This window comes from Rhodococcus triatomae (genome assembly GCF_014217785.1).
GTDB lineage: Bacteria > Actinomycetota > Actinomycetes > Mycobacteriales > Mycobacteriaceae > Rhodococcus_F > Rhodococcus_F triatomae.
Window position 1 is genome coordinate 4,500,250 of record NZ_CP048814.1, and the last position, 18,380, is coordinate 4,518,629.

Below are 18,380 nucleotides of genomic sequence, written 5' to 3' on the forward strand. Positions count from 1 at the left end.
CGATCCTCGGGCGTGGTGGTCGATCAGCGGTTGCGGTCGCGCCGCGGACCGTCGAAGCCGTCGTAGCTGCGCTGAGCGGTCCGGGAGCGGAACCCGCCGGACGAGGGACGCTCACGGCGGCCGTACTCGTTCGACCGCGACTCGGCCGGGCGTGCTCCGTTCGTACGGGATCCGTAGGACCGTGACTCGGCGGGACGGGACTCGCGGGGGCGGGACTCATACGAGCGCGAGTCGGATCGTTCCTGACGCGGACGATCGGTGCGTGCTCCGTAGGAGCGGCGCTCGCCGCCGGCAGCGGGTCGGTCGCCCCGGTGGCCCCGTGCGTCCTCCCGGTAGCCCCGCGTGTCGTCCCGACGGTGATCGTCCCGACGGCCGCCCCCGTCCTGACGCGGCCGGAATCCGCCCCCGTTGCGGTCGCTCCCGCGCCACTCGCTCGATCCACGCTCGCCGTCGGAGCTGCGCCGGGGCCGGTCTCCGTACGGTCGACGGTCGGAATCCTGACGGCGATCGCCCTGAGGCCGCCGCTCGCCGCCCGGGCGGCCACCGCGGCTCGAAGGAGGGCCACCACGGAACGGGCGGTCCGATCGAGGCCGGTCCGACCGCTCGTTGCGTTCCGGCCGCACCGGAACCCCGGAAGGGGTCTTGGCTCCGGTGATCTCGGTGAGCTCCGCCGATCCGGGGGTCACCCGCACCGCGGTCGCCGAGACACCCGCGGTGTCGGTGAGGCGCTTGAACATCCGGCGCTGGTTGGGCAGCACGATCGCGGCGACCGCGCCCTTCTGTCCGGCGCGGGCGGTCCGGCCCGCGCGGTGCAGGTAGTCCTTGTGATCGGCGGGCGGATCCACGTGCACCACCAGATCGATGCCGTCCACGTGGATTCCCCGGGCCGCCACGTCCGTCGCGACGAGGACGGGAGTGCGTCCCGTCTTGAAGCGATCGAGCACCCGGGTCCGCTGGTTCTGTGCCTTGCCGCCGTGGAGGGACTCGGCGGCGACGCCCAGCGCGCGCAGCCGGTCGGTGATTCCCTCGCAGCCGAGCTTGGTGCGGGCGAACATGATGGTGCGGCCGCCGTCGCGGGAGGCGATCTCGGCGAGGACCGCGTCCTTCTGGCCTCGGTCCACGAGCAGCACGTAATGCTCCATCGTGCTCACGCTCGCGCGGCCGTCCTCGGTGGAATGCTGTACGTGGTCGGGGAGGAACTGGCGTACCAGCGACTGCACCTCGCGGTCGAGGGTCGCGGAGAACAGCAGTCGCTGCGACGAGTCGGGGGTGTCGCCGAGAATCGCACGAACCTCGGGCAGGAAGCCCATGTCGGCCATCTGGTCGGCCTCGTCGAGCGCGGTGATCTCGATCTCGTCGAGCACGCACGTGCCCTGACGGAGGTGATCGCCCAGCCGACCGGGGGTGGCGACGAGGATGTCGACACCGCGCCGCAGCTGATCCGCCTGCTTGCCGAACGGGGTTCCGCCGACCGCCGGACGCACCGTCACTCCGACGGCGTCGGCGTAGGGGCTCAGCGAGTCGACCACCTGGAATGCGAGCTCACGGGTGGGGACGAGGACGAGGGCACGGGGTCGTTTGGCCGAGGGCCGCGACTCGTCGGAGAGGCGCGTGAGCATCGGCAGGCCGAAGGCCAGCGTCTTCCCGGACCCGGTCTGGGCGCGGCCGAGAACATGCGTCCCGGCCAGCGCGTCGGGGATCGCCCGAGCCTGGATGGGGGAGGGAACGGTGATGGACTTCTTCGCCAGGGCCGCGACGAGCGCGTCCGGCAGCCCGAGCTCGCCGAAGCCGGGCTCGGCGGTGGTCGACTCGTCGGTGGCGGCAGAAGCCGGACCGGACGGGACAGCAGTGGATATGGGGACAGCAGTGGACATCAGGGATGTGCCTCTCCGGGACAACAGGGCACGTCGTTGCGGCGTGGGGCCGGAGGGGCGCCGCGCACGGTAGGGACGAGCCAGGGCACAATTCACCTGGTCTGTCCGTACGCGTCAATGGCGGCAGAACGTCAATGGCGGGGGAACTGGGCTGTGTGCCTATTCGGGTACTGCACCACGTGAGGTGGTGAGGGCCGTGAACAACGACCGCACACCAGTGTACGCGAATCGGTGCGGGTCTCGAACCACGTCCTCTCCGGAACCGGCCGTCAGCTCCCCGCGGCACCGAACAGACGGCTCAGTTCGGTGAGCCACGGCACGGCGACGGCGATGGTCGGAACGACCAGCAGAGTCGCGGACGCGACGTACGCGGCGGCCGCGATCCGTCCGCGGTCGTCGGAGTCGTCGGCCAGGCGCTGCACCCGCAGAACGGTGCTCGGTCCGCCGACGGCCATGGCTCCCTTCGGCGCCGTGGAGGCCGAACAGGCCACGAGAGCTCTCGCCAGCGGGGTGGGCCCGGTGGCCCGCACTGCCGAGTCGTCGGCGAGCATCTCGACGAGCAGTTGCACGGAGCCGAGCGCGGACTTGCTGCGCACGAAGCGGGGAAACGCCTCGTTGACCGCCGTGAAAGCCTCGAGGACGAGGTCGTGACGGGCGCGCAGATGCGACCGTTCGTGCGTGAGGATCGCCACGAGTTCCTCGTCGCTGAGATTCGCGAAGGTGCCCTCGCTGAGAACGACTCGCTGGCGCAGGCCGGGCAGGCAGTAGGCGATCGGCTCGGTCACGTCGAGCACCCGGAGGTCGGAGGCGTGGGCGACCGGGGCCCGCTGGTCGTGATGACCGAGGGTGCCGTGGTGGTCGAGGAGATCGACCAGCATCCGGTGCCGGGACCGGCGTCGGCGGGTGCGGATCGCGACCTGGAGGAAGGCGAAGATCAACTTGGCACCGACGAGCACGGTGAGAGCGAACACACCCACGTAGACAAGCCAGAGTGGTAGCCCCAGCGCATCGATCTCGGCGAGTGGTGCGGTGGTGGGCCGTCCGTCCGGGCCGGGAACCAGAAGCTGGCTGGCGATGGCCAGGCCCGAACTGAAGGCCGAGAGGACTGCTGCCAGCGCGATCGCCTGCCACAGCACGAGAGCGGCCCGCGGGGCTCGATACGGCCAGCGGGCCCGGCTGAGGAGGGCCGGAATCGGCCCGGCGAGAAGCAGGGCGAGAATTCCGAAGACCAGCGCGGTGGCGTTCATGACGCTCTCATCATGCATGAACTCCCGTCAGGGGAGAAGTCGCGTTCCGGGAAACGGTTCAGCCGGCGCGGGTGCCCGGGGCCCCGGCAGCAGCATTCGGCTTCGCGCTCTCCTTGGCCTCGAGTGCGGCGAGCGCCTCCCGCAGTGCGGCGGCCTCGTCGGCTCCGACCTGACCCACGAAATGCACGAGAGCTGCGGCACGGCTACCGGACTGGTCCGCCTGCTGGAGCGCGTCGACCATCAGACTGGCGACGAGTTCCTCACGCTGGTGCACGGGCACGTAGCGGTGGGCGCGATCGTCGCGCTGCTGCACCACCAGGTGCTTCTTCGCCAAACGCTGCAGAACGGTCATCACCGTCGTGTACGCGAGCTCGCGCCGCGCGGACAGCGCCTCGTGCACCTGCCGTACGGTCTGGGGTTCCGAGGACGACCAGAGGTGGTCCATCACTGCGCGTTCGAGTTCACCGAGTCCAGCCATGGGTCGATTCTACGGAAGTTGGGGTCGCGCGTCGTACTACCGGTAGTAGTAAAACCCCAGTTCGTCGTGTGGTAATGGTCATAATCGACGGGTGCGGTCGATACGGAAGCGTGAGACAGACGTCAGCGGGTCCTCGGACGAGCTCGCCGAGGAGGCCGCCGGTCGCGGTCCGTTCGGCGCGTGGCGAGTCGGCGGACTCCAGGCGTCGCCTGTGACGGCCGCGCTGGTCCTCGCACTCTGGGTGGCCGCGGTGGTCTCGGGGAGTGTGCTGCACGGCCCGTCCCATCACCTGGCGCAGCGAGTGGGCATCGGAATCGTGCCGATGGAACACGGCCGCGTCTGGACGCTCCTCACCGCGGGCCTGTGGTGCACCGGGCTCGTCGCCTACGTGGCGGCCACCGTCCTGATCGTCGCGGTCGCGATGCCCCTCGAGCGGCGGATGGGATCCCGCCGTTTCGTCCTGGCCGCTGTGGTGACGCAGGTCCTGGGTGGTGTCCTCGGACTGGGTGTGGCGGCACTGGCCCGGCTGGTCGACGCCGGGTGGGGTTTCCGCTTGCACGTCGGGGTGGCGGTGGGTCCGAGCACGTGGATCGTGGGGGCGTTGATGGCGGCGACCGCCGACATGGGCACCCTGTGGCGGCGGCGGATCCGGGTGGGTGTCCTCGCGTTGACGATCACCCTGGCGCTGTTCGGGGGCGAGCTCCAGGACGTGGTGCGCCTCGCCGCGGCGGTGGTCGGGCTGGCAATCGGTGCGTCGGTCGTGGGACGTTCCGCCCGCGGTGACCGCATCGTCGGAACGCGCAGGGAGGGCCGCGTCCTGGTCGCCATCGTGGTCGCGGCGTCCGCGCTGGGGCCGATGCTGGCGGCGCTGTCACCCCACGCGGCCGGTCCGCTCGCGGTGTTGCGGGAACTGTTCCGCGGAGCGCAGTGGACCGCCCCGGAGGTGCGGGCACTCTGTGACGCCGCACCGACCGGGACGGACTGCCGCCAGGGTCTGCTCGAACTGCGCCTGTCCGGTGTCGGTCCCACCCTGCTCGCCCTCATGCCCTCGGTGTTCGTCCTGGTCCTCGCGGACGGCCTCCGTCGGGGACGGCGGTTCGCCTGGATCGGGGCCGTGGGCGCACAGGTGGTGCTGTTGGCACTCGCGCTGCTCAACTTCGGCGTCCGCTACCTGGACGCGGTGTCGCCGGATTCGCTCTACTACGGACTGGCGGACCCGGACGTGTACCGCACGCTGGTTCCGTTCCTCGCGCCCGCCGCGATCCTCGTGGTCCTGCTCGCCACGCGCGACCTGTTCGACGTCCACGCTCCGGCGGGAACGTACCGGCGATGGGCGACGGCGACGGCCGGCTTCACCGTGGTGCTCGCCGCGCTGTACGTCGCCGGGGCCTGGCTCGCTCGCGCCGGTCTCGACGGCGGGCCGACCGTGCCCACCCTGATCGCCGACTTCCCCGAACGGTTGGTGCCACCGGTCTACCTGCAATGGTTCGAGCCGAGGTTCCTCCCCACCGATGCCGTGGCCACCCTGCTCTACGAGTGGACCGGCGTCGTCTTCTGGGCGGGGCTGTGCGCCGGGGTGGCGTGGACCTTCCTCCGGCCGGCCGTGGGCGCGGACAGCGCCGACGCGGCCCGTGCTCGGTCGTTGCTGCAGGCGGGCAGCGGCAGCCCTCTGTCGTGGATGACGACCTGGCGGGGGAACAGTTACTGGTTCACGCCGGACGGCAGCGGATACGTCGCCTACCGCGTGATCGGAGGTGTCGCTCTCACGACCGGCGACCCGGTGGGGCGACCGGACCGGCTCCGTGACGCCGTCGTCGGCTTCGCCGAGTACGCGGCGCACAACGGATGGGTCCCGTGCTTCTATTCGGTGACCGGTCAGGTGCGCCGGGTGACCGACGACCTGGGGTGGGGCGGATTGCAGGTCGCCGAGGAGACCGTGCTCGACCTGGGGTCGCTGGCGTTCACCGGCAAGAGGTTCCAGGACGTACGCACTGCGCTCAACCGGGCCCGCAAGTCGGGGATCTCGGCCGAGTGGGTGAGGTTTCCCACGGCGCCTGCGGCGATCACCGACCAGATCGCCGCGATCTCCGAGGAGTGGGTCGCCGACAAGGGAATGCCGGAAATGGGCTTCACGCTCGGGGGACTCGACGAGCTCGACGACCCGGAGGTGCGCGTGCTGGTGGCCGTGGACGAGGACCGCACGGTGCACGGCGTCACCTCGTGGCTGCCGGTGTACCGGGAGGGCGTGATCGTCGGCTGGACCCTGGACTTCATGCGCCGGCGTGCCGGTGAGCCACGGGGGACCGAGGTGTTCCGGCCCGCGATGGAGTTCCTCATCGCCTCGGCCGCCCAGCTACTCGAGGCGGAAGGCGCAGAGTTCGTCAGCCTGTCGGGCGCCCCGCTCGCCAAGGTCGCGGAGCCGGACGAGCCGGAGCCGGCCGAGTCGTCGGAGCTGAACGGGGCTCGCACGCTGTCCGAGGTACTGGACAACGTCCTCGACCTGCTCGGTCGCACCCTCGAACCCGTGTACGGGTTCCGTTCCCTGCTCGCATTCAAGTCGAAGTTCCACCCGCGATACGAGGCGATGCACATGACGTTTCCCGATCCCGCAGCCCTGCCGAGCATCGGCAGCGCCGTGGGGCGCGCCTATCTGCCGCACGTGTCGATGGGCCAGGGTGTCCGTCTGGTGCGGACCATCGTCTCCGGCCGGGTCACCCGGACGTGACGGCCGAATCGTCGGCGGGAGCGGCGGACACCGGCGCGGGTACCGGCCCGCCGACGGCGCCGTAGACGTGGCGGGTGCCGATCGGCACGACCAGTGGCCGGTCGGAGACCGGATCCTCGATCACCGCGGCCTCGAGCCCGAACACGTCGAGCAACAGTTCGGTGGTGACGACCTCCGCGGGCTTGCCGGAGGCCACGACCGCCCCTCGGTTCATCACGATCAGCTGATCGCTGTACCGGATGGCCAGGTTGAGGTCGTGGAGCACCATGACGACGGTGCGCCCCATCTCCTCGTGCAGCCGGTCCACGAGATCGAGAACCTCGATCGAGTGCGCCAGGTCGAGATACGTGGTCGGCTCGTCGAGGAGCAGGATGTCGGTGCCCTGGGCCAGTGCCATCGAGATCCATGCGCGCTGCCGCTGGCCGCCCGACAGTTGGTCGACGGGCCGGTCGGCCAGGTCGGAGACACCGGTGAGCGCGAGGGCACGGGCGACCTCGCCCTCGTCGTCGGAGGACCACTGCCGGATCCACGACTGGTGCGGGTGCCTGCCCCGGGACACCAGGTCGGCGACCGTCAGGCCCTCGGGTGCGGTGGGGGACTGGGGCAGCATGCCGAGTGTGCGGGCGACGTCCTTGGTGCGCATGGTCCCGATGGCCTTGCCGTCCAGGAGAACCGACCCGTGCTTCGGCTTGAGGAGCCGGCCGAGTGCGCGTACCAGGGTGGACTTCCCGCATCCGTTGGGGCCGATCACGGTGGTGACGACACCGGTGGGGATGTCCAGCGACAGGTCGTCGATGATGACCCGGTCGCCGTACCCCAGCGTCAACGATTCTGCCCGCAGGCGCGATTCGGGAGAGTGGGGGGACGTCATGCGGAGACCTTCCGGTTGTTGCGCACCAGCAGATACAGGAGGAACGGGCCACCGAGCGCGGAGGTGACGATACCGACGGGGAGCTCGACCGGAAGCAGGGTGCGGGCGATGAGGTCGCTGCCGACGACCAGGACGGCTCCACACAGGGCCGCGGCGACGAGCGGGGGCCCCGGCGAACGGACGAGTCGCATGGCGACCTGGGGAGCGGCGAGCGCGACGAAGCCGACCGGCCCCGCCGCCGCGGTCGCGCCCGCGGCCAGCACGACGGCGGCGAGCAGGAGCAGGGCCTGCGAGGACTGCAGCCGGATACCGAGCGACGCGGCATTGTCGTCGCCGAGTCGCAGCGCACCCAGGGTGAACGACCCGATGAGGGCGGCCGCGCCGATCACGCCGAGGATGGCCAGCAGCGGCCATACCTGGTTCCACGACGCGGCGGCGAGGGAACCGTTGAGCCACACCTGGGCCCGCGAGGCGTCGTTGATGTCGGCGGAGATCAGGAGCCACTGAGTGACGGCGATGAGCATCGCATTCGTACCGATGCCGATGAGGATCAACCGGTAGCCCTCGACACCTTTGCGCCAGGCGAGCAGGTAGATCGCCAGCGCGGTGACGATTCCGCCGGCCAGCGCCGCGAGGGGGATGCCGAGGATGGCCAGGAGGCCGATGAACGAGCCTCCGCCACCGAGCACGATGAGGCTCACGGCGGCGGCACTGGCGCCTGCGGTGATACCCAGGATGTCCGGGCTGGCGAGGGCATTGCGCGAGATCGACTGGGTGAGTGCACCGGCCAGGCCGAGTGCCATCCCGATCAGGGCCGCGACCAGTGCTCGGGGCAGGCGCAGGTCGGTGACGATGAACCGTTGCGCACGCGTGCCGCCACCGAGGAGCACGTTGACGACCTCGGGGATGGACATCGGGTAGTCGCCGGAGCCGATCTCGAGGCAGAACAGCACGAACAGGGCCGCGACCAGCGCGAGGTTGACGGTGACTCCGAGCGGCCGGAAGACGGTGGAGAACGGGCCGAACCGCACCGCCGGGCGAGCCGGTACCGTCGTCGGCTGCTCGGTGGTGGACCGGGTGTCGAGAACGCTCACAGGGACGCCAGCTTCCTGCGCCGCACCAGCGCGATGAAGAAGGGTGCGCCGAACACGGCGAGAACGATGCCCACCTGCAGTTCGCCGGGACGCGTGACGACGCGGCCGATGACGTCGGCGGTGACGAGCATGACGCCGCCGAGTATCCCGGCGTAGGGAACGAGCCATCGATAGTCGGGGCCGGTGATGGCACGGGCGATGTGGGGTACCACCAGGCCGATGAACGCGATCGGACCGCAGGCGGCGGTGGCAGCACCGGTGAGCAGGGTGATCGCGATGATCCCGAGGGTGCGGCTACGGATGATGCTCGTGCCGAGCGAGCGCGCCATGTCCTCGCCGAGGCTCAGTACGTTCAACCCGGGTGTGCTCGCCAGGGCCAGGACGAGCCCTGCTATCAGGAAGGGCAGTACCTGCCAGAAGATGTCGAACCCGCGGCCCGCGACCGAGCCGACCACCCAGAATCGGTAGGAGTCCAAGCTGTTCTGATCCACGATGATGATCGCCTGCGTCATCGCCTGGAGGAAGAAGGCGACGGCGGCGCCCGCCAGCGCGAGGCTCAGGGGGCTGGATGCCCCGTTGCCCAGCGAGGCGAGTCCGAAGACCGTGATGCTCGCGATGGCCGAACCGGCGAAGGCGAACCACAGGTACTGGCTCGGCGAGCTGAACCCGAACAGGAACATCGACAGCACGACGAGCAACGCGGCGCCCGCGTTGAGGCCGAGGAGTCCCGCATCGGCGAGCGGGTTGCGGGTGTGGCCCTGGATCAGTGCCCCTGCGACGCCGAGCGCGATTCCGACGACGAGGCCGAGGACGGTGCGGGGGACGCGCAGGGAGCGCACGATGAGGTCGGCCTGGTTGCCGTCGGCGCTGAAGAGGGCATGGAAGATCTCCGGGAACGTCAGGGCGCGGGCACCGACCGCGAGACTGGCCAGCAGGACCACGGCGAGGATCACCACGAGGACGGCGAGCCCGAGGAGCCGTCGCCGCCGGACTCCGGCGACGCTGCCGTCACCGGCGACGGGCTCGAAGCCCTCGGCCTGGGCGGTGGCGGTCCGCACGACTTCGATGTCGCGCCGGACGAGGCGGGTCAGTGCCCGCCGCACCCCGATCGGTTGCCGGGTGTCCCGGTCGCGCGCGACGAGGCCGAACCAGCCCATGGCTGCGCTCGCACCGGTGCGGCCGACCCGGAACCCGTTGTTCCAGACGATGAGACCGGCTGCGATCGCCAGCGCGGCCCCGCCGAACACGAGGCGGTCGGCCGGGCCGCCACCGTTCTCGTCGCTGAGCGCTTCCACGATCATGGCGCCGACGAGCAGGGGGAGCAGGGCGAGCACGAGGTCGACGAGGGCTGCAGCCGCGACGACGATTTTCGGCGCCGGCCCGACGGGGGCGGCGCGTCGCCCGGTGAACTCGACCGGGTCCGGCGTCACGCCCTCGGTCAGTTGTCGTGTGGTGGTCACGGCTGGTGTGTCGCTCCTGGATCACTGCGGATGTTGTGCGTCTCCGTCTTAGGTTACGGAACCCTATTCTGCTCCGAGTCGGACGGGCCAGTGGGCGGCATCACAGACCGCAAGGCTATTGAATTTTGGTGAGGCTACCCTATCTTCATACTCATCAGCTTCGTACACGAGAAATGGAGTGCCCGGTGACTGCCACGCTTCTTGCCCCCGCGACCGTGCTGGACCGTTCCCTGAGCAGGATGCGTGAACTTCACCCCGACTATCCCCGCATGTACGCCGTCGCGACGATGGCCGGCGAGGGGAAACGCCGATGGTGGGCGCTGGGTGGCGCGCAGCGGGCCAGTCGCATCTCGCTGATGCTCGACCGTGCCGTCGACGACCTCGGCGACCCGGATGCGGCTGCGCTCCAGGTCGCGTCCTCCCTGATCCATGCGGTGGTCGGACGCGTGACCGCGTTGACCGCCCTCGAGGGCAGGGCGTGGGACTGCGGGGTGGAGAACCTCTGGATACACATGGACAACGACGGCTGCATCGACTGGGCCGGGATCGTCGACGAGACGCTGCGGGTGCTCCCGGGCGATCCGGCTGCCGGGACTCCCGGCACCGTGACCGTTCCGTGCGAGCGTGCACTCCACCTGTGGACCGCCAGCAGGTGCATGTCCTCGCTGAGCGCGGTCGCCACCTCGCTCTCGCGGTGCAGTTCGATCGACCGGCGCCGGTATTGGGGCCTGGTGGGGGAGTCCGTTCTCGGTGCGGCGACGCATGTCCCGTTGCTCGCGGGAATCGGTGGGGCCGACGCCCAGCGGCGAGGGCAGGGATTGCTGGACGCGTTCGTCGCCTCCGGTGCCCCGGTGCGGTCGCGGGTGCGCCCGTGGGTCCGGCCCGGTCGGGCTCCGCACGGAGCGGTATTGCGCAATAGGTAAGGCTTACCTTATGGTTGTGTCGTGCTTCCGGGCCGTGCCGGAGTCCTGAGGGCTGCAGAGACTCCCGGTCCTTGCGACGGTGCGCCCCGTGTCGAGAGAAGACGCGGGGCGCACCGGTGTCTCGGCGGCCGTTCCCGGTGCGCCGCGTGCCCTGCCGGTACCCGTCGTCGGGTCGGGGGAACCGATCGTGTAGTCAGGGGAGTGCCGTGATCGGGCCGCCCGTGGCCCGGTGCGAACGGCGCGGACGGTGTGAACCGGGATGGAGTGGGAGACATGGTGGAGTCAGGCAACGGCAGTACGGGCGACGCACTCGCCGGCCGCGAACAGACACTCGGTCAGGGTTTCGATGCCCTCGTCGGGCTCGAGTACACCGAGATCACCGCGGACCGCGTGCGAGCGACCTGGACGGTGACGCCCAGCCTGCATCAGCCGGCCGGGATCCAGCACGGAGGCGTGTACTGCTCGGTGGTCGAATCGGTCGCCAGCGTCGCCGGCACCGTGTGGCTCGGCGAGCGCGGGCACGTGGTCGGTGTCAACAACAACACCGATTTCCTGCGGGCGACCCGAGAAGGCACGCTCACGGCCGAGGGGCTGCCGATCCACCGCGGCCGGACTCAGCAGCTCTGGGAGGTGCGCATCACCGACGAGCAGGATCGGCTGGTGGCCAAGGGGCAGGTACGGCTCGCGAACATCACCGACACCGAACGTATCGGGCGCTAGCTCGGCACCGGTCAGCCCGCGGCCTTCTCCGGATCGCCGCCGGGAGGCTCGTCCGCAGTCAGGCCCGCGGCTCTGGCGGCGGCGGCGTCCTCCTTCTGCATGCGGTTCATCGCGATCCGGGCGAAGACCTGCTGCTCGGTGGACGCCATCTGTGCCCGCCCGCGGCCGAGGAACGAGACGGTCCACGAGATGACGGTCGAGAGCCGATTGCGGAACCCGATCAGATACATGAGGTGAATCGCCAACCAGGCGATCCAGCCGATGAATCCGGTGATCTCGAGCTTGCCCACCTGCGCGACGGCGCTGAAACGCGAGATCGTCGCCATCGAGCCCTTGTCGAAGTACTTGAACGGTGGGCGTTCCTCGGGGGAGTGGCCCGCGAGGCCGGCCTTGATCTGCTTCGCCGCGTACTTGCCGCCCTGCATCGCCACCTGCGCCAGACCGGGAAGCTTGTCGAGCGCCATCATGTCGCCGATGACGAAGACGTTCGGGTGGCCGGGTACCGAGAGATCCGGATCGACCAGAACGCGTCCGGCACGGTCGATCTCGGCGTCGGACTGATCGGCGATCTGCTTGCCCAGTGGGCTCGCCTGCACTCCCGCCGACCAGACCTTGCATCGCGCTTCGATCCGGCGCAGCGTGCCGTCCCGGTCCTTCACGACGAGGCCGTCGGCGTCGACATCGGTCACCAGTGCTCCGAGCTGGATCTCGACCCCGAGATCTTCGAGCTTCTCCGCTGCCTTGCGGCTGAGCTTTCCGCCGTAGACGGGCAGGACGTTGTCGGCACCGTCGAGCAGGACCACCCGGGCGTGCGCCGGGTCGATGTGCCGGAACGCGCCCTTGAGCGTGCGGCGCGACAGTTCGGCGATCTGCCCGGCGAGTTCCACTCCGGTGGGTCCTGCGCCGACGACGACGAAGGTGAGCAGCCGACGGCGCTCGTCCGGGTCGTCCGAGACCTCGGCCTGTTCGAAGGCGCCGAGGATGCGGCCACGCAGTTCCAGCGCGTCGTCGATCGTCTTCATGCCCGGCGCGAACTCCGCGAACTGGTCGTTGCCGAAGTACGACTGCCCCGCACCGGCGGCGACGACCAGGCTGTCGAAGCGGGTGACCGTGTCGCGGCCGAGCAGATGCGAGGTCACCGTGTTCTCGTCGAGGTCGATCGACTCGACGTTTCCGAGCAGTACCTGGGTGTTCTTCTGTTTGCGCAGGATCAGCCGAGTTGCGGGCGCGATGTCGCCGACGGACAGGATGCCGGTGGCGACCTGGTAGAGCAGTGGCTGGAAGAGGTGATGGGTGGTGCGGGCGATCATCGTGACGTCGACGTCCGCCTTCCGTAGCGCCTGAGCGGCGAAGAGGCCACCGAAGCCGGATCCGATGATCACCACCTGGGGGCGGCGGGGTTCCGCCGGCTGGATACTCATTCCGTACTCCTCGCGTGACGGGGGCGGTGAATCCGTGACCTCTCCGGCCCGTGACACCTGCTGTCCGTGACAACGGTAGTCGCCGCGTCGGTGTCCCTCTCGCCGAAACGGTGCCGACAGGTTCGTGGCGTGTCGTGGGGGAGGGGAGTGGACGGCGGCGGGAGTCGACTACCTGCGAGTTTCGGTGCGATCGCCTCGCGGCGGGTCCTTGTAGTCACCGCCGATGGACAGGACGAACAGGGCGACGACCAGCAGGACGACGACGAGGATGCATGCCCCGACAGCTGCGTATCCGAAGACGACTCCGATTTCCGACCACATGCCGATCACCTCTCGTTACGTTGCGGACCGTTCCTGGACCAACCTAGCGGGGCCGTGTCGGCCGAGCGTGGAGCGGGTCGCCGGCCGCATCTGTTGCTTAATTCGGGCGCGGACGGAAAAGCTGGAATATCCGAATATCATCCTGCGGGGCGTGCGCTGCACCTCCCACCGAAACGCACCGACATCGCGCTCACCCGATCCCGGATAGGGAAGGGGTCATTCGTGGACGGTGCGGCCGGCCACGACGTCGGTGAGTGTGATGATCACGGCGCCGAGGAAGCCGTGCACGATGCCGGCGCCGAGAGCAGCCTGCCAGGACTGCGCGGCGAGGAACGGCAGCGCGACGACTGCCACGACGATGAGCGCCGCGATCCACGAGTAGAAGGTGAGAGGGGAGGGCACACCCTGGACGAGCAGCCACATGAGTGCGCCCGACAGGACTGCGGCCAGTGCACCGGTGAAGGCCGCCGTCCACGGATCGACGAGCCCGTACGCCCAGACGGTGCCCCACTCGAAGCGGTTGTAGACGGCCTGGAGGATGGCGGTGACCACCCATCCGGCGATCGCGGCCACGAGTGCGGTCGCCCCGATACCGGCGAAGAACGGGCCGTTGTCCACCTTCGGCTGTTGCTCGGGCCGCTGTTGCCCGGCCGAATGCCCGGTGTTGCCGGCGTACTGGGGCTGGTTCCCGTAGGACGGATACTCCTGCTCCCTGCCGTAGGCGCGGGTCGGGTCGTCTCCGTACGGATTGGTCATTCGTCTACCCCTCGATGGTCGGTTCTGTCGGAACTGTACCCATCTGCGGGGCGAATACGCCGGATCGGCGCACATCCGACGCTCAACTCAGGCGACCGAAACCCACGACGGCGGAATCCCCGGACCACTCGAGGGTGTGGACCCGGACCCGGCCGAACTCGTTACCGCCCACGGTCGTCGCGGTGTCTCCGTCGACCGCGACGACGACATTGGTGTGCTGGCCCACCCAGCTGGTGTTGTCGTAGAGCACCACGTCGCCGATGCGCGGGACATAGCCTCCGCCTGCCTGCTCGAAACGGTCGACGCTCTCGTAATACTCCTGGAGCGTGTAGACGCCGGGGATGCGCCAGTGTCCGGAATGGGGATTCGACAGGGGCATTCCGGCCTCGCGCATCACCCAGCTGACGAAGTCGGCGCACCACTCCTCCTCGATTCCCTCGGAGTAGTGGGTACCGGGACGCCCCGCGCGGTGTTCGGTCTCGAGGATGTCGACCACGCGGGCCTGACCGGCGTCGAGGGAGGAGCGGTCGATCTCCGGGAAGGGTGCGCTGTCCCACGGCAGGTACCGGCTGGGCGCCCACCACAGGACCCCGGCGACGGCGATGGCCAGGGCGATGACGACGGCGGCGCCCGCCCACAGGTATCGGCGACGCCGGGTGCCCCGGGTGGATGTCGTCATGCCGTCGAATCTAGCCGGGCCGCCGGCCGGTGTCGGTGTGCGGCAGGGCTACAGGGGCGTGAGCAGGGTGGAGAGTTCGTCCGCTCCGCGGCGGACGGCATCCTCGATCAGGCTCGTCGTGTCCGGTCGGTCGGCGGTGTCGGCCGCCGGGCCGGCGACGCTGATCGCGTAGGCGCCGCGTCCGCTGCGGTCTCGGACGAGCGCTGCGCACGAGTCGATCCCCGGTTCGTACCCGGATCTGCTCCAGGCGCATCCTGCGGTCCGATCCCGCTCCAGGAGCGCGTCGAGTTCGGCGTAGTCGGTGGGGTTGTGCACGGTCGCCGCGGCCAGCGGCTCCGGACCGACTCGGGCGTGGACCTCGTCGACGGGTAGGTCTGCGAGCAGGATTCGGCCGGGCGTGGTCAGGTGTGCGGGCACCCGGCTTCCGATCGAAATGCTGCTGACCAGGGGACGGTCGGGAATCTCGCGCATGAGATAGACGGCGTCGGCTCGGTCGAGGACGACCAGGTACGCCGACATCCCGGTCGCGGCGCCGACGGAGCGGAGCACCCGGCCCGCGAGGTCGGGGAGTCCCTGACCGCGGAAGGCGGCGGCGGCGACGGTGAGGAAACCGACCCCGATGCGGTGCCCCCCGCCCGGGGCGGGCTCGAGCAGGCCGTCGGCCTCGAGTTCCGCGATCAACCGCATGGCGGTGACCCGGTTGACTCCGGTCTCGCGGGAGACCTCGGTGACGTTGCCGGTTTCACCGCCCGCGGCGACGTACCCGAGGAGCCGCAGTGCGCGTCGGAGTGCGGTGGTCGGCGGCGCCTGATGTCCGTCCTTCGTGGTCACCGCAGGGGAACGTTCCACGCGTCGTACCCGTAGACCGTGTCGGGGTCGATGGCGAGCTCGCCCGCCGGCTCCTGCGTGTCGGTGCCGGACGCCTTGAGCCAGCTGTTCCCTCGCGAGCCGACCTGGATCGCGGAGGTCCGGGGGAGCCGCAGGCTCTGGTAGGTGTCCAGTGCCTCTGCAGTGGACGCGAATCCACCGGCGAGGCATCGGGACAGCACGATCGCGTCCTCGATCGCCTGACCTGCTCCCTGTGCCATGAAGGGCATCATAGGGTGGCACGCGTCGCCGAGAAGGGCTGCGTTCCCGCGGCGCCAGGTGGCGAGGGGGTCGCGGACGTAGAGGGCCGAGATGAGCACGTCGTCGCGGGCGTCGAGCAGGGCACGTGCCTCGGGGTGGAAGTCGGCGTAGGCGGCGCGCAACTCGCGGACATCGCCCGGCCGGGTCCACGATTCGTCCGCCCATTCCGGTTGGGGAGTGGTGGCGAAGACGAAGGTCGTCCGGCCCCGGTCGAGGGGGAACGTGACGATCTGGGTCTCCGGGTTCGGGCCCCACCATTTGGTGAACGCGTCCAGGTTCGGTAGTCCGGCCAGCCGCTCGGTGTCGACGAGCGCCCGATACGCGACGACGCCGGTGAACTCGGGCTGTTCCGGCCCCAGCATCCAGGTACGCACTGCCGAATGGATGCCGTCGGCACCGATGAGGATGTCGACGTCACGGCTCGTCCCGTCCGCGAACTGCAGGTGGAGGCGGTCACCGTCGGCCACCGACTCGAGCTTCTTCCCGAAGGAGATCCGGACGTCCTTCAGCGCGTCTTCGAGAGCGTGCATGAGGTCCGCGCGGTGGATGGTCAACTGCGGTGCCCCGTACCGCTCCACGGCGTGATCGGCCATCTCGATCCGCGACGTCTCCACACCGGTGTCCCAGGTCCGGCTGATCCGGTGCGTCGGCTGAGCCGCCGTGAGCCGCAGCGTGTCTCCGATGTCGAGGCCGTCGAGTGCCCGAACCGCGTTGGGGGTGAGGTTGATGTCGGCACCGACGCGGGCGAAGCCGGGCGCCTGTTCGAACAGTTCCACCTCGACACCGAGGCGGCGCAGCGCGATGGCGGCGGTGGAGCCACCGATTCCGGCTCCGGCGATTCCGACGACCGCACGGGTTCCGGCGACGTTCGACATGTGACCTCCCAGGAATGTGTTCATCAATGAACGATTAGTTCGGAACTGTACATCGATGATCGGGGGATTGCACGCGCCGGTGACGCGACCGGCACCTACCGACCGGTCGTCCGCGAGCGGCGTGCCGAGATCGCGTCCAGGCGGTCCCGCGCGTGCCGTCGCTCCGGCGCCGTCCCGGCGAGATCGAGTGTCCTCCGGTACGCCTCGGCGGCCTCCTCGTCGCGGCCGGCCCGCTCGAGGAGTTCGGCACGCGCCGCGTGATAGGGCCGGTACCCGCGCAGGAGAGGGTCGTCGCCGAGCGCATCGAGCAACGCGATACCGGTCGCGGGCCCGTCGCGCATGGCGACCGCCACCGCCCGGTTCACCGCCACGACGGCGGAGGGAGCGATCGACATCAGCACGTCGTACAGCGCCACGATCTGCGGCCAGTCCGTCCGGGCGGCCGAGGAGGCCTCGTCGTGGACCGCGGCGATCGCGGCCTGCACCCCGTAAGGGCCGGCGGGTCGGCCGGACAGCGCCCGGACGACGAGGGTCCGTCCCTCGTCGATCAGTTCGGCATCCCATCGACTCCGGTCCTGGTCCGCGAGCAGCACCATCGCCCCGTCCGCGTCGATCCTGGAGTGATTCCGGGCGTGGACGAGCAGCATCAACGCGAGCAGTCCCGCGACTTCCTGCTCGTCGGGCAGGAGGCGATACAGAATTCGCGCGAGACGTATCGCCTCCTCGGCGAGATCGATCCGCTGCAGCTGCGGTCCGGTGGTGGCGGCGTAGCCCTCGGTGAAGATCGAGTACACGGCCTGAAGCACGCCGGGGAGACGTGCCGGGAGCTCCTCGGGGCGCGGCGCTCGGAACGGGATGCGGGCGACTCGGATCTTCTTCTTCGCCCGCACGATGCGCTGGGCCATGGTCGCCGTCGGAACGAGGAACGCCCGTGCGACCTCCGGGGTGGACAGGCCTGCCAGACACCGCAGGGTGAGCGCGACGCGGTCCTCCTCCGGCAGGGCCGGGTGCGCACAGGTGAAGAACAGCTGCAGCCGTTCGTCCGGCAGCTCCGTCCCGGTGAACGCCGGGGCGGGGTCGGTGCGGTCGCGATCGACGCCGAGCACGGCCAGCCGATCCGCGTACGTGCGATCCCGGCGGAGCCGGTCGACTGCCTTCCGCCGCGCCGTGGTGAGCAGCCAGGCGCCCGGATTCGCCGGGACCCCGTCGACGGGCCAGTGCACCAGGGCCGCTTCCACGGCGTCGGAGGTCACGTCCTCGGCGAGGTCGAGATCGCGATAGCGGTGGACGAGCGAGGCCAGCAGGCGGCCCCGCTCCTCCCGGAAGACCGCTTCGACGGCGAGTCCCCGCCCCTCGCCGCCTTCCACGGGTGTCACTCCCCGAAATCGGCGATCGGTCGCACCACCACCGATCCGCCGCCGCGAGCACCCGGGCAGCGTGCGGCCCAGTCCAGGGCGGCGTCGAGGTCGGGAACATCGATGACGTAGAACCCGCCGAGGACCTCCCGGGTCTCCGCGTACGGCCCGTCCGTGGCGATGGTGCGCCGACCGTCCGAGTCGACCCGGACGGTGGTGGAGGTGACGAGATCCGCGAGCGACTCCCCACCGGCGTGGATCCCGGCCTCGCGGACCTGCTTGTCGTACACCATCCATTCGGCGGGATCGCACTGGTCGGAGGCGTCGGCCGACGCAGCGTTGATCAGCAGCATGTACTTCATGGTGAGGCTCCTCGGGAAGGGTGACGTCGAGTATCGACGATTCGTGTGTCGAGTGTCGGCGGTTGCCGTACACGATGACGACGAACGAGGA

The 18,380-nt window shown here is 69.9% G+C and carries 17 protein-coding genes; 3 read left to right on the forward strand and 14 right to left on the reverse strand.

From position 1 onward, the window contains the following. Positions 1-23 precede the first annotated feature (23 nt). The 3 genes from G4H71_RS21370 to G4H71_RS21380 all read right to left on the reverse strand — a co-directional run bounded on the left by G4H71_RS21370 (position 24) and on the right by G4H71_RS21380 (position 3,599). Positions 24-1,874 (reverse strand): DEAD/DEAH box helicase, encoded by a 1,851-nt coding sequence (locus tag G4H71_RS21370; protein WP_072738245.1) that lies wholly within the window; start codon positions 1,872-1,874, stop codon positions 24-26. A gap of 269 nt (positions 1,875-2,143) precedes the next feature. Then, the gene (locus G4H71_RS21375) at positions 2,144-3,121 is read right to left on the reverse strand and encodes a M56 family metallopeptidase (RefSeq protein ID WP_072738246.1); all 978 of its coding nucleotides are present in this window, start codon (positions 3,119-3,121) and stop codon (positions 2,144-2,146) included. A 58-nt stretch (positions 3,122-3,179) separates the two neighbouring features. Beyond that, positions 3,180-3,599 (reverse strand): BlaI/MecI/CopY family transcriptional regulator, encoded by a 420-nt coding sequence (locus G4H71_RS21380; RefSeq protein WP_072738247.1) that lies wholly within the window; start codon positions 3,597-3,599, stop codon positions 3,180-3,182. Positions 3,600-3,810: 211 nt separating this feature from the next. On the opposite strand from G4H71_RS21380, the gene G4H71_RS21385 reads away from it, so the two are divergent. After that, positions 3,811-6,324, forward strand: coding sequence for an MprF family protein (locus G4H71_RS21385; protein WP_246442875.1), 2,514 nt, complete (start codon positions 3,811-3,813; stop codon positions 6,322-6,324). Here G4H71_RS21385 and G4H71_RS21390 read toward each other — a convergent pair. Genes G4H71_RS21390 through G4H71_RS22435 form a run of 3 tightly spaced genes read right to left on the reverse strand, consistent with a single transcriptional unit; the run spans position 6,311 to position 9,749 of the window. After that, positions 6,311-7,195, reverse strand: a complete 885-nt coding sequence (locus tag G4H71_RS21390) for an ABC transporter ATP-binding protein (RefSeq protein ID WP_072738249.1) — start codon at positions 7,193-7,195, stop codon at positions 6,311-6,313. The two genes, G4H71_RS21385 and G4H71_RS21390, sit on opposite strands and share 14 nt — an antisense overlap. Next, the gene (locus tag G4H71_RS21395) at positions 7,192-8,289 is read right to left on the reverse strand and encodes a FecCD family ABC transporter permease (protein ID WP_072738250.1); all 1,098 of its coding nucleotides are present in this window, start codon (positions 8,287-8,289) and stop codon (positions 7,192-7,194) included. Before G4H71_RS21395 ends, G4H71_RS21390 begins: the two co-directional genes overlap by 4 nt. After that, entirely contained in the window at positions 8,286-9,749 is a 1,464-nt protein-coding gene (locus G4H71_RS22435; protein WP_072738251.1) for a FecCD family ABC transporter permease, read from the reverse strand. The genes G4H71_RS21395 and G4H71_RS22435 overlap by 4 nt, the downstream gene beginning before the upstream one ends. Before the next feature lie 173 nt (positions 9,750-9,922). On the opposite strand from G4H71_RS22435, the gene G4H71_RS21400 reads away from it, so the two are divergent. Then, positions 9,923-10,672 (forward strand): hypothetical protein, encoded by a 750-nt coding sequence (locus tag G4H71_RS21400; protein ID WP_072738252.1) that lies wholly within the window; start codon positions 9,923-9,925, stop codon positions 10,670-10,672. 273 nt (positions 10,673-10,945) lie between these two features. Next, a complete protein-coding gene (locus tag G4H71_RS21405) occupies positions 10,946-11,392 on the forward strand; it encodes a PaaI family thioesterase (RefSeq protein ID WP_072740074.1) in 447 nt (148 codons plus the stop codon). Between the two features lie 11 nt (positions 11,393-11,403). On the opposite strand, the gene G4H71_RS21410 is transcribed toward G4H71_RS21405, so the two are convergent. From G4H71_RS21410 to G4H71_RS22440, 8 genes are all read right to left on the reverse strand, one after another. After that, positions 11,404-12,813, reverse strand: coding sequence for an NAD(P)/FAD-dependent oxidoreductase (locus tag G4H71_RS21410; RefSeq protein WP_072740069.1), 1,410 nt, complete (start codon positions 12,811-12,813; stop codon positions 11,404-11,406). A 168-nt stretch (positions 12,814-12,981) separates the two neighbouring features. Further along, positions 12,982-13,134: an adenylate cyclase gene (locus G4H71_RS21415; RefSeq protein ID WP_139183267.1), complete on the reverse strand. Its 153-nt coding sequence runs from the start codon at positions 13,132-13,134 to the stop codon at positions 12,982-12,984. 216 nt (positions 13,135-13,350) lie between these two features. Beyond that, on the reverse strand, positions 13,351-13,890 hold the full coding sequence (locus tag G4H71_RS21420; protein ID WP_072740068.1) for a hypothetical protein: 540 nt from the start codon (positions 13,888-13,890) through the stop codon (positions 13,351-13,353). 82 nt (positions 13,891-13,972) lie between these two features. After that, positions 13,973-14,569, reverse strand: coding sequence for a CHAP domain-containing protein (locus tag G4H71_RS21425; RefSeq protein ID WP_072740067.1), 597 nt, complete (start codon positions 14,567-14,569; stop codon positions 13,973-13,975). Between the two features lie 48 nt (positions 14,570-14,617). Beyond that, positions 14,618-15,400 (reverse strand): IclR family transcriptional regulator, encoded by a 783-nt coding sequence (locus tag G4H71_RS21430; RefSeq protein ID WP_083343103.1) that lies wholly within the window; start codon positions 15,398-15,400, stop codon positions 14,618-14,620. Beyond that, positions 15,397-16,596, reverse strand: a complete 1,200-nt coding sequence (locus G4H71_RS21435) for an FAD-dependent monooxygenase (RefSeq protein ID WP_246442716.1) — start codon at positions 16,594-16,596, stop codon at positions 15,397-15,399. Before G4H71_RS21435 ends, G4H71_RS21430 begins: the two co-directional genes overlap by 4 nt. 71 nt (positions 16,597-16,667) lie before the next feature. Further along, positions 16,668-17,948: an RNA polymerase sigma factor gene (locus tag G4H71_RS21440; protein WP_072740065.1), complete on the reverse strand. Its 1,281-nt coding sequence runs from the start codon at positions 17,946-17,948 to the stop codon at positions 16,668-16,670. Further along, positions 17,945-18,289, reverse strand: coding sequence for a YciI family protein (locus G4H71_RS22440; RefSeq protein WP_072740064.1), 345 nt, complete (start codon positions 18,287-18,289; stop codon positions 17,945-17,947). The genes G4H71_RS21440 and G4H71_RS22440 overlap by 4 nt, the downstream gene beginning before the upstream one ends. Positions 18,290-18,380: the final 91 nt, after the last annotated feature.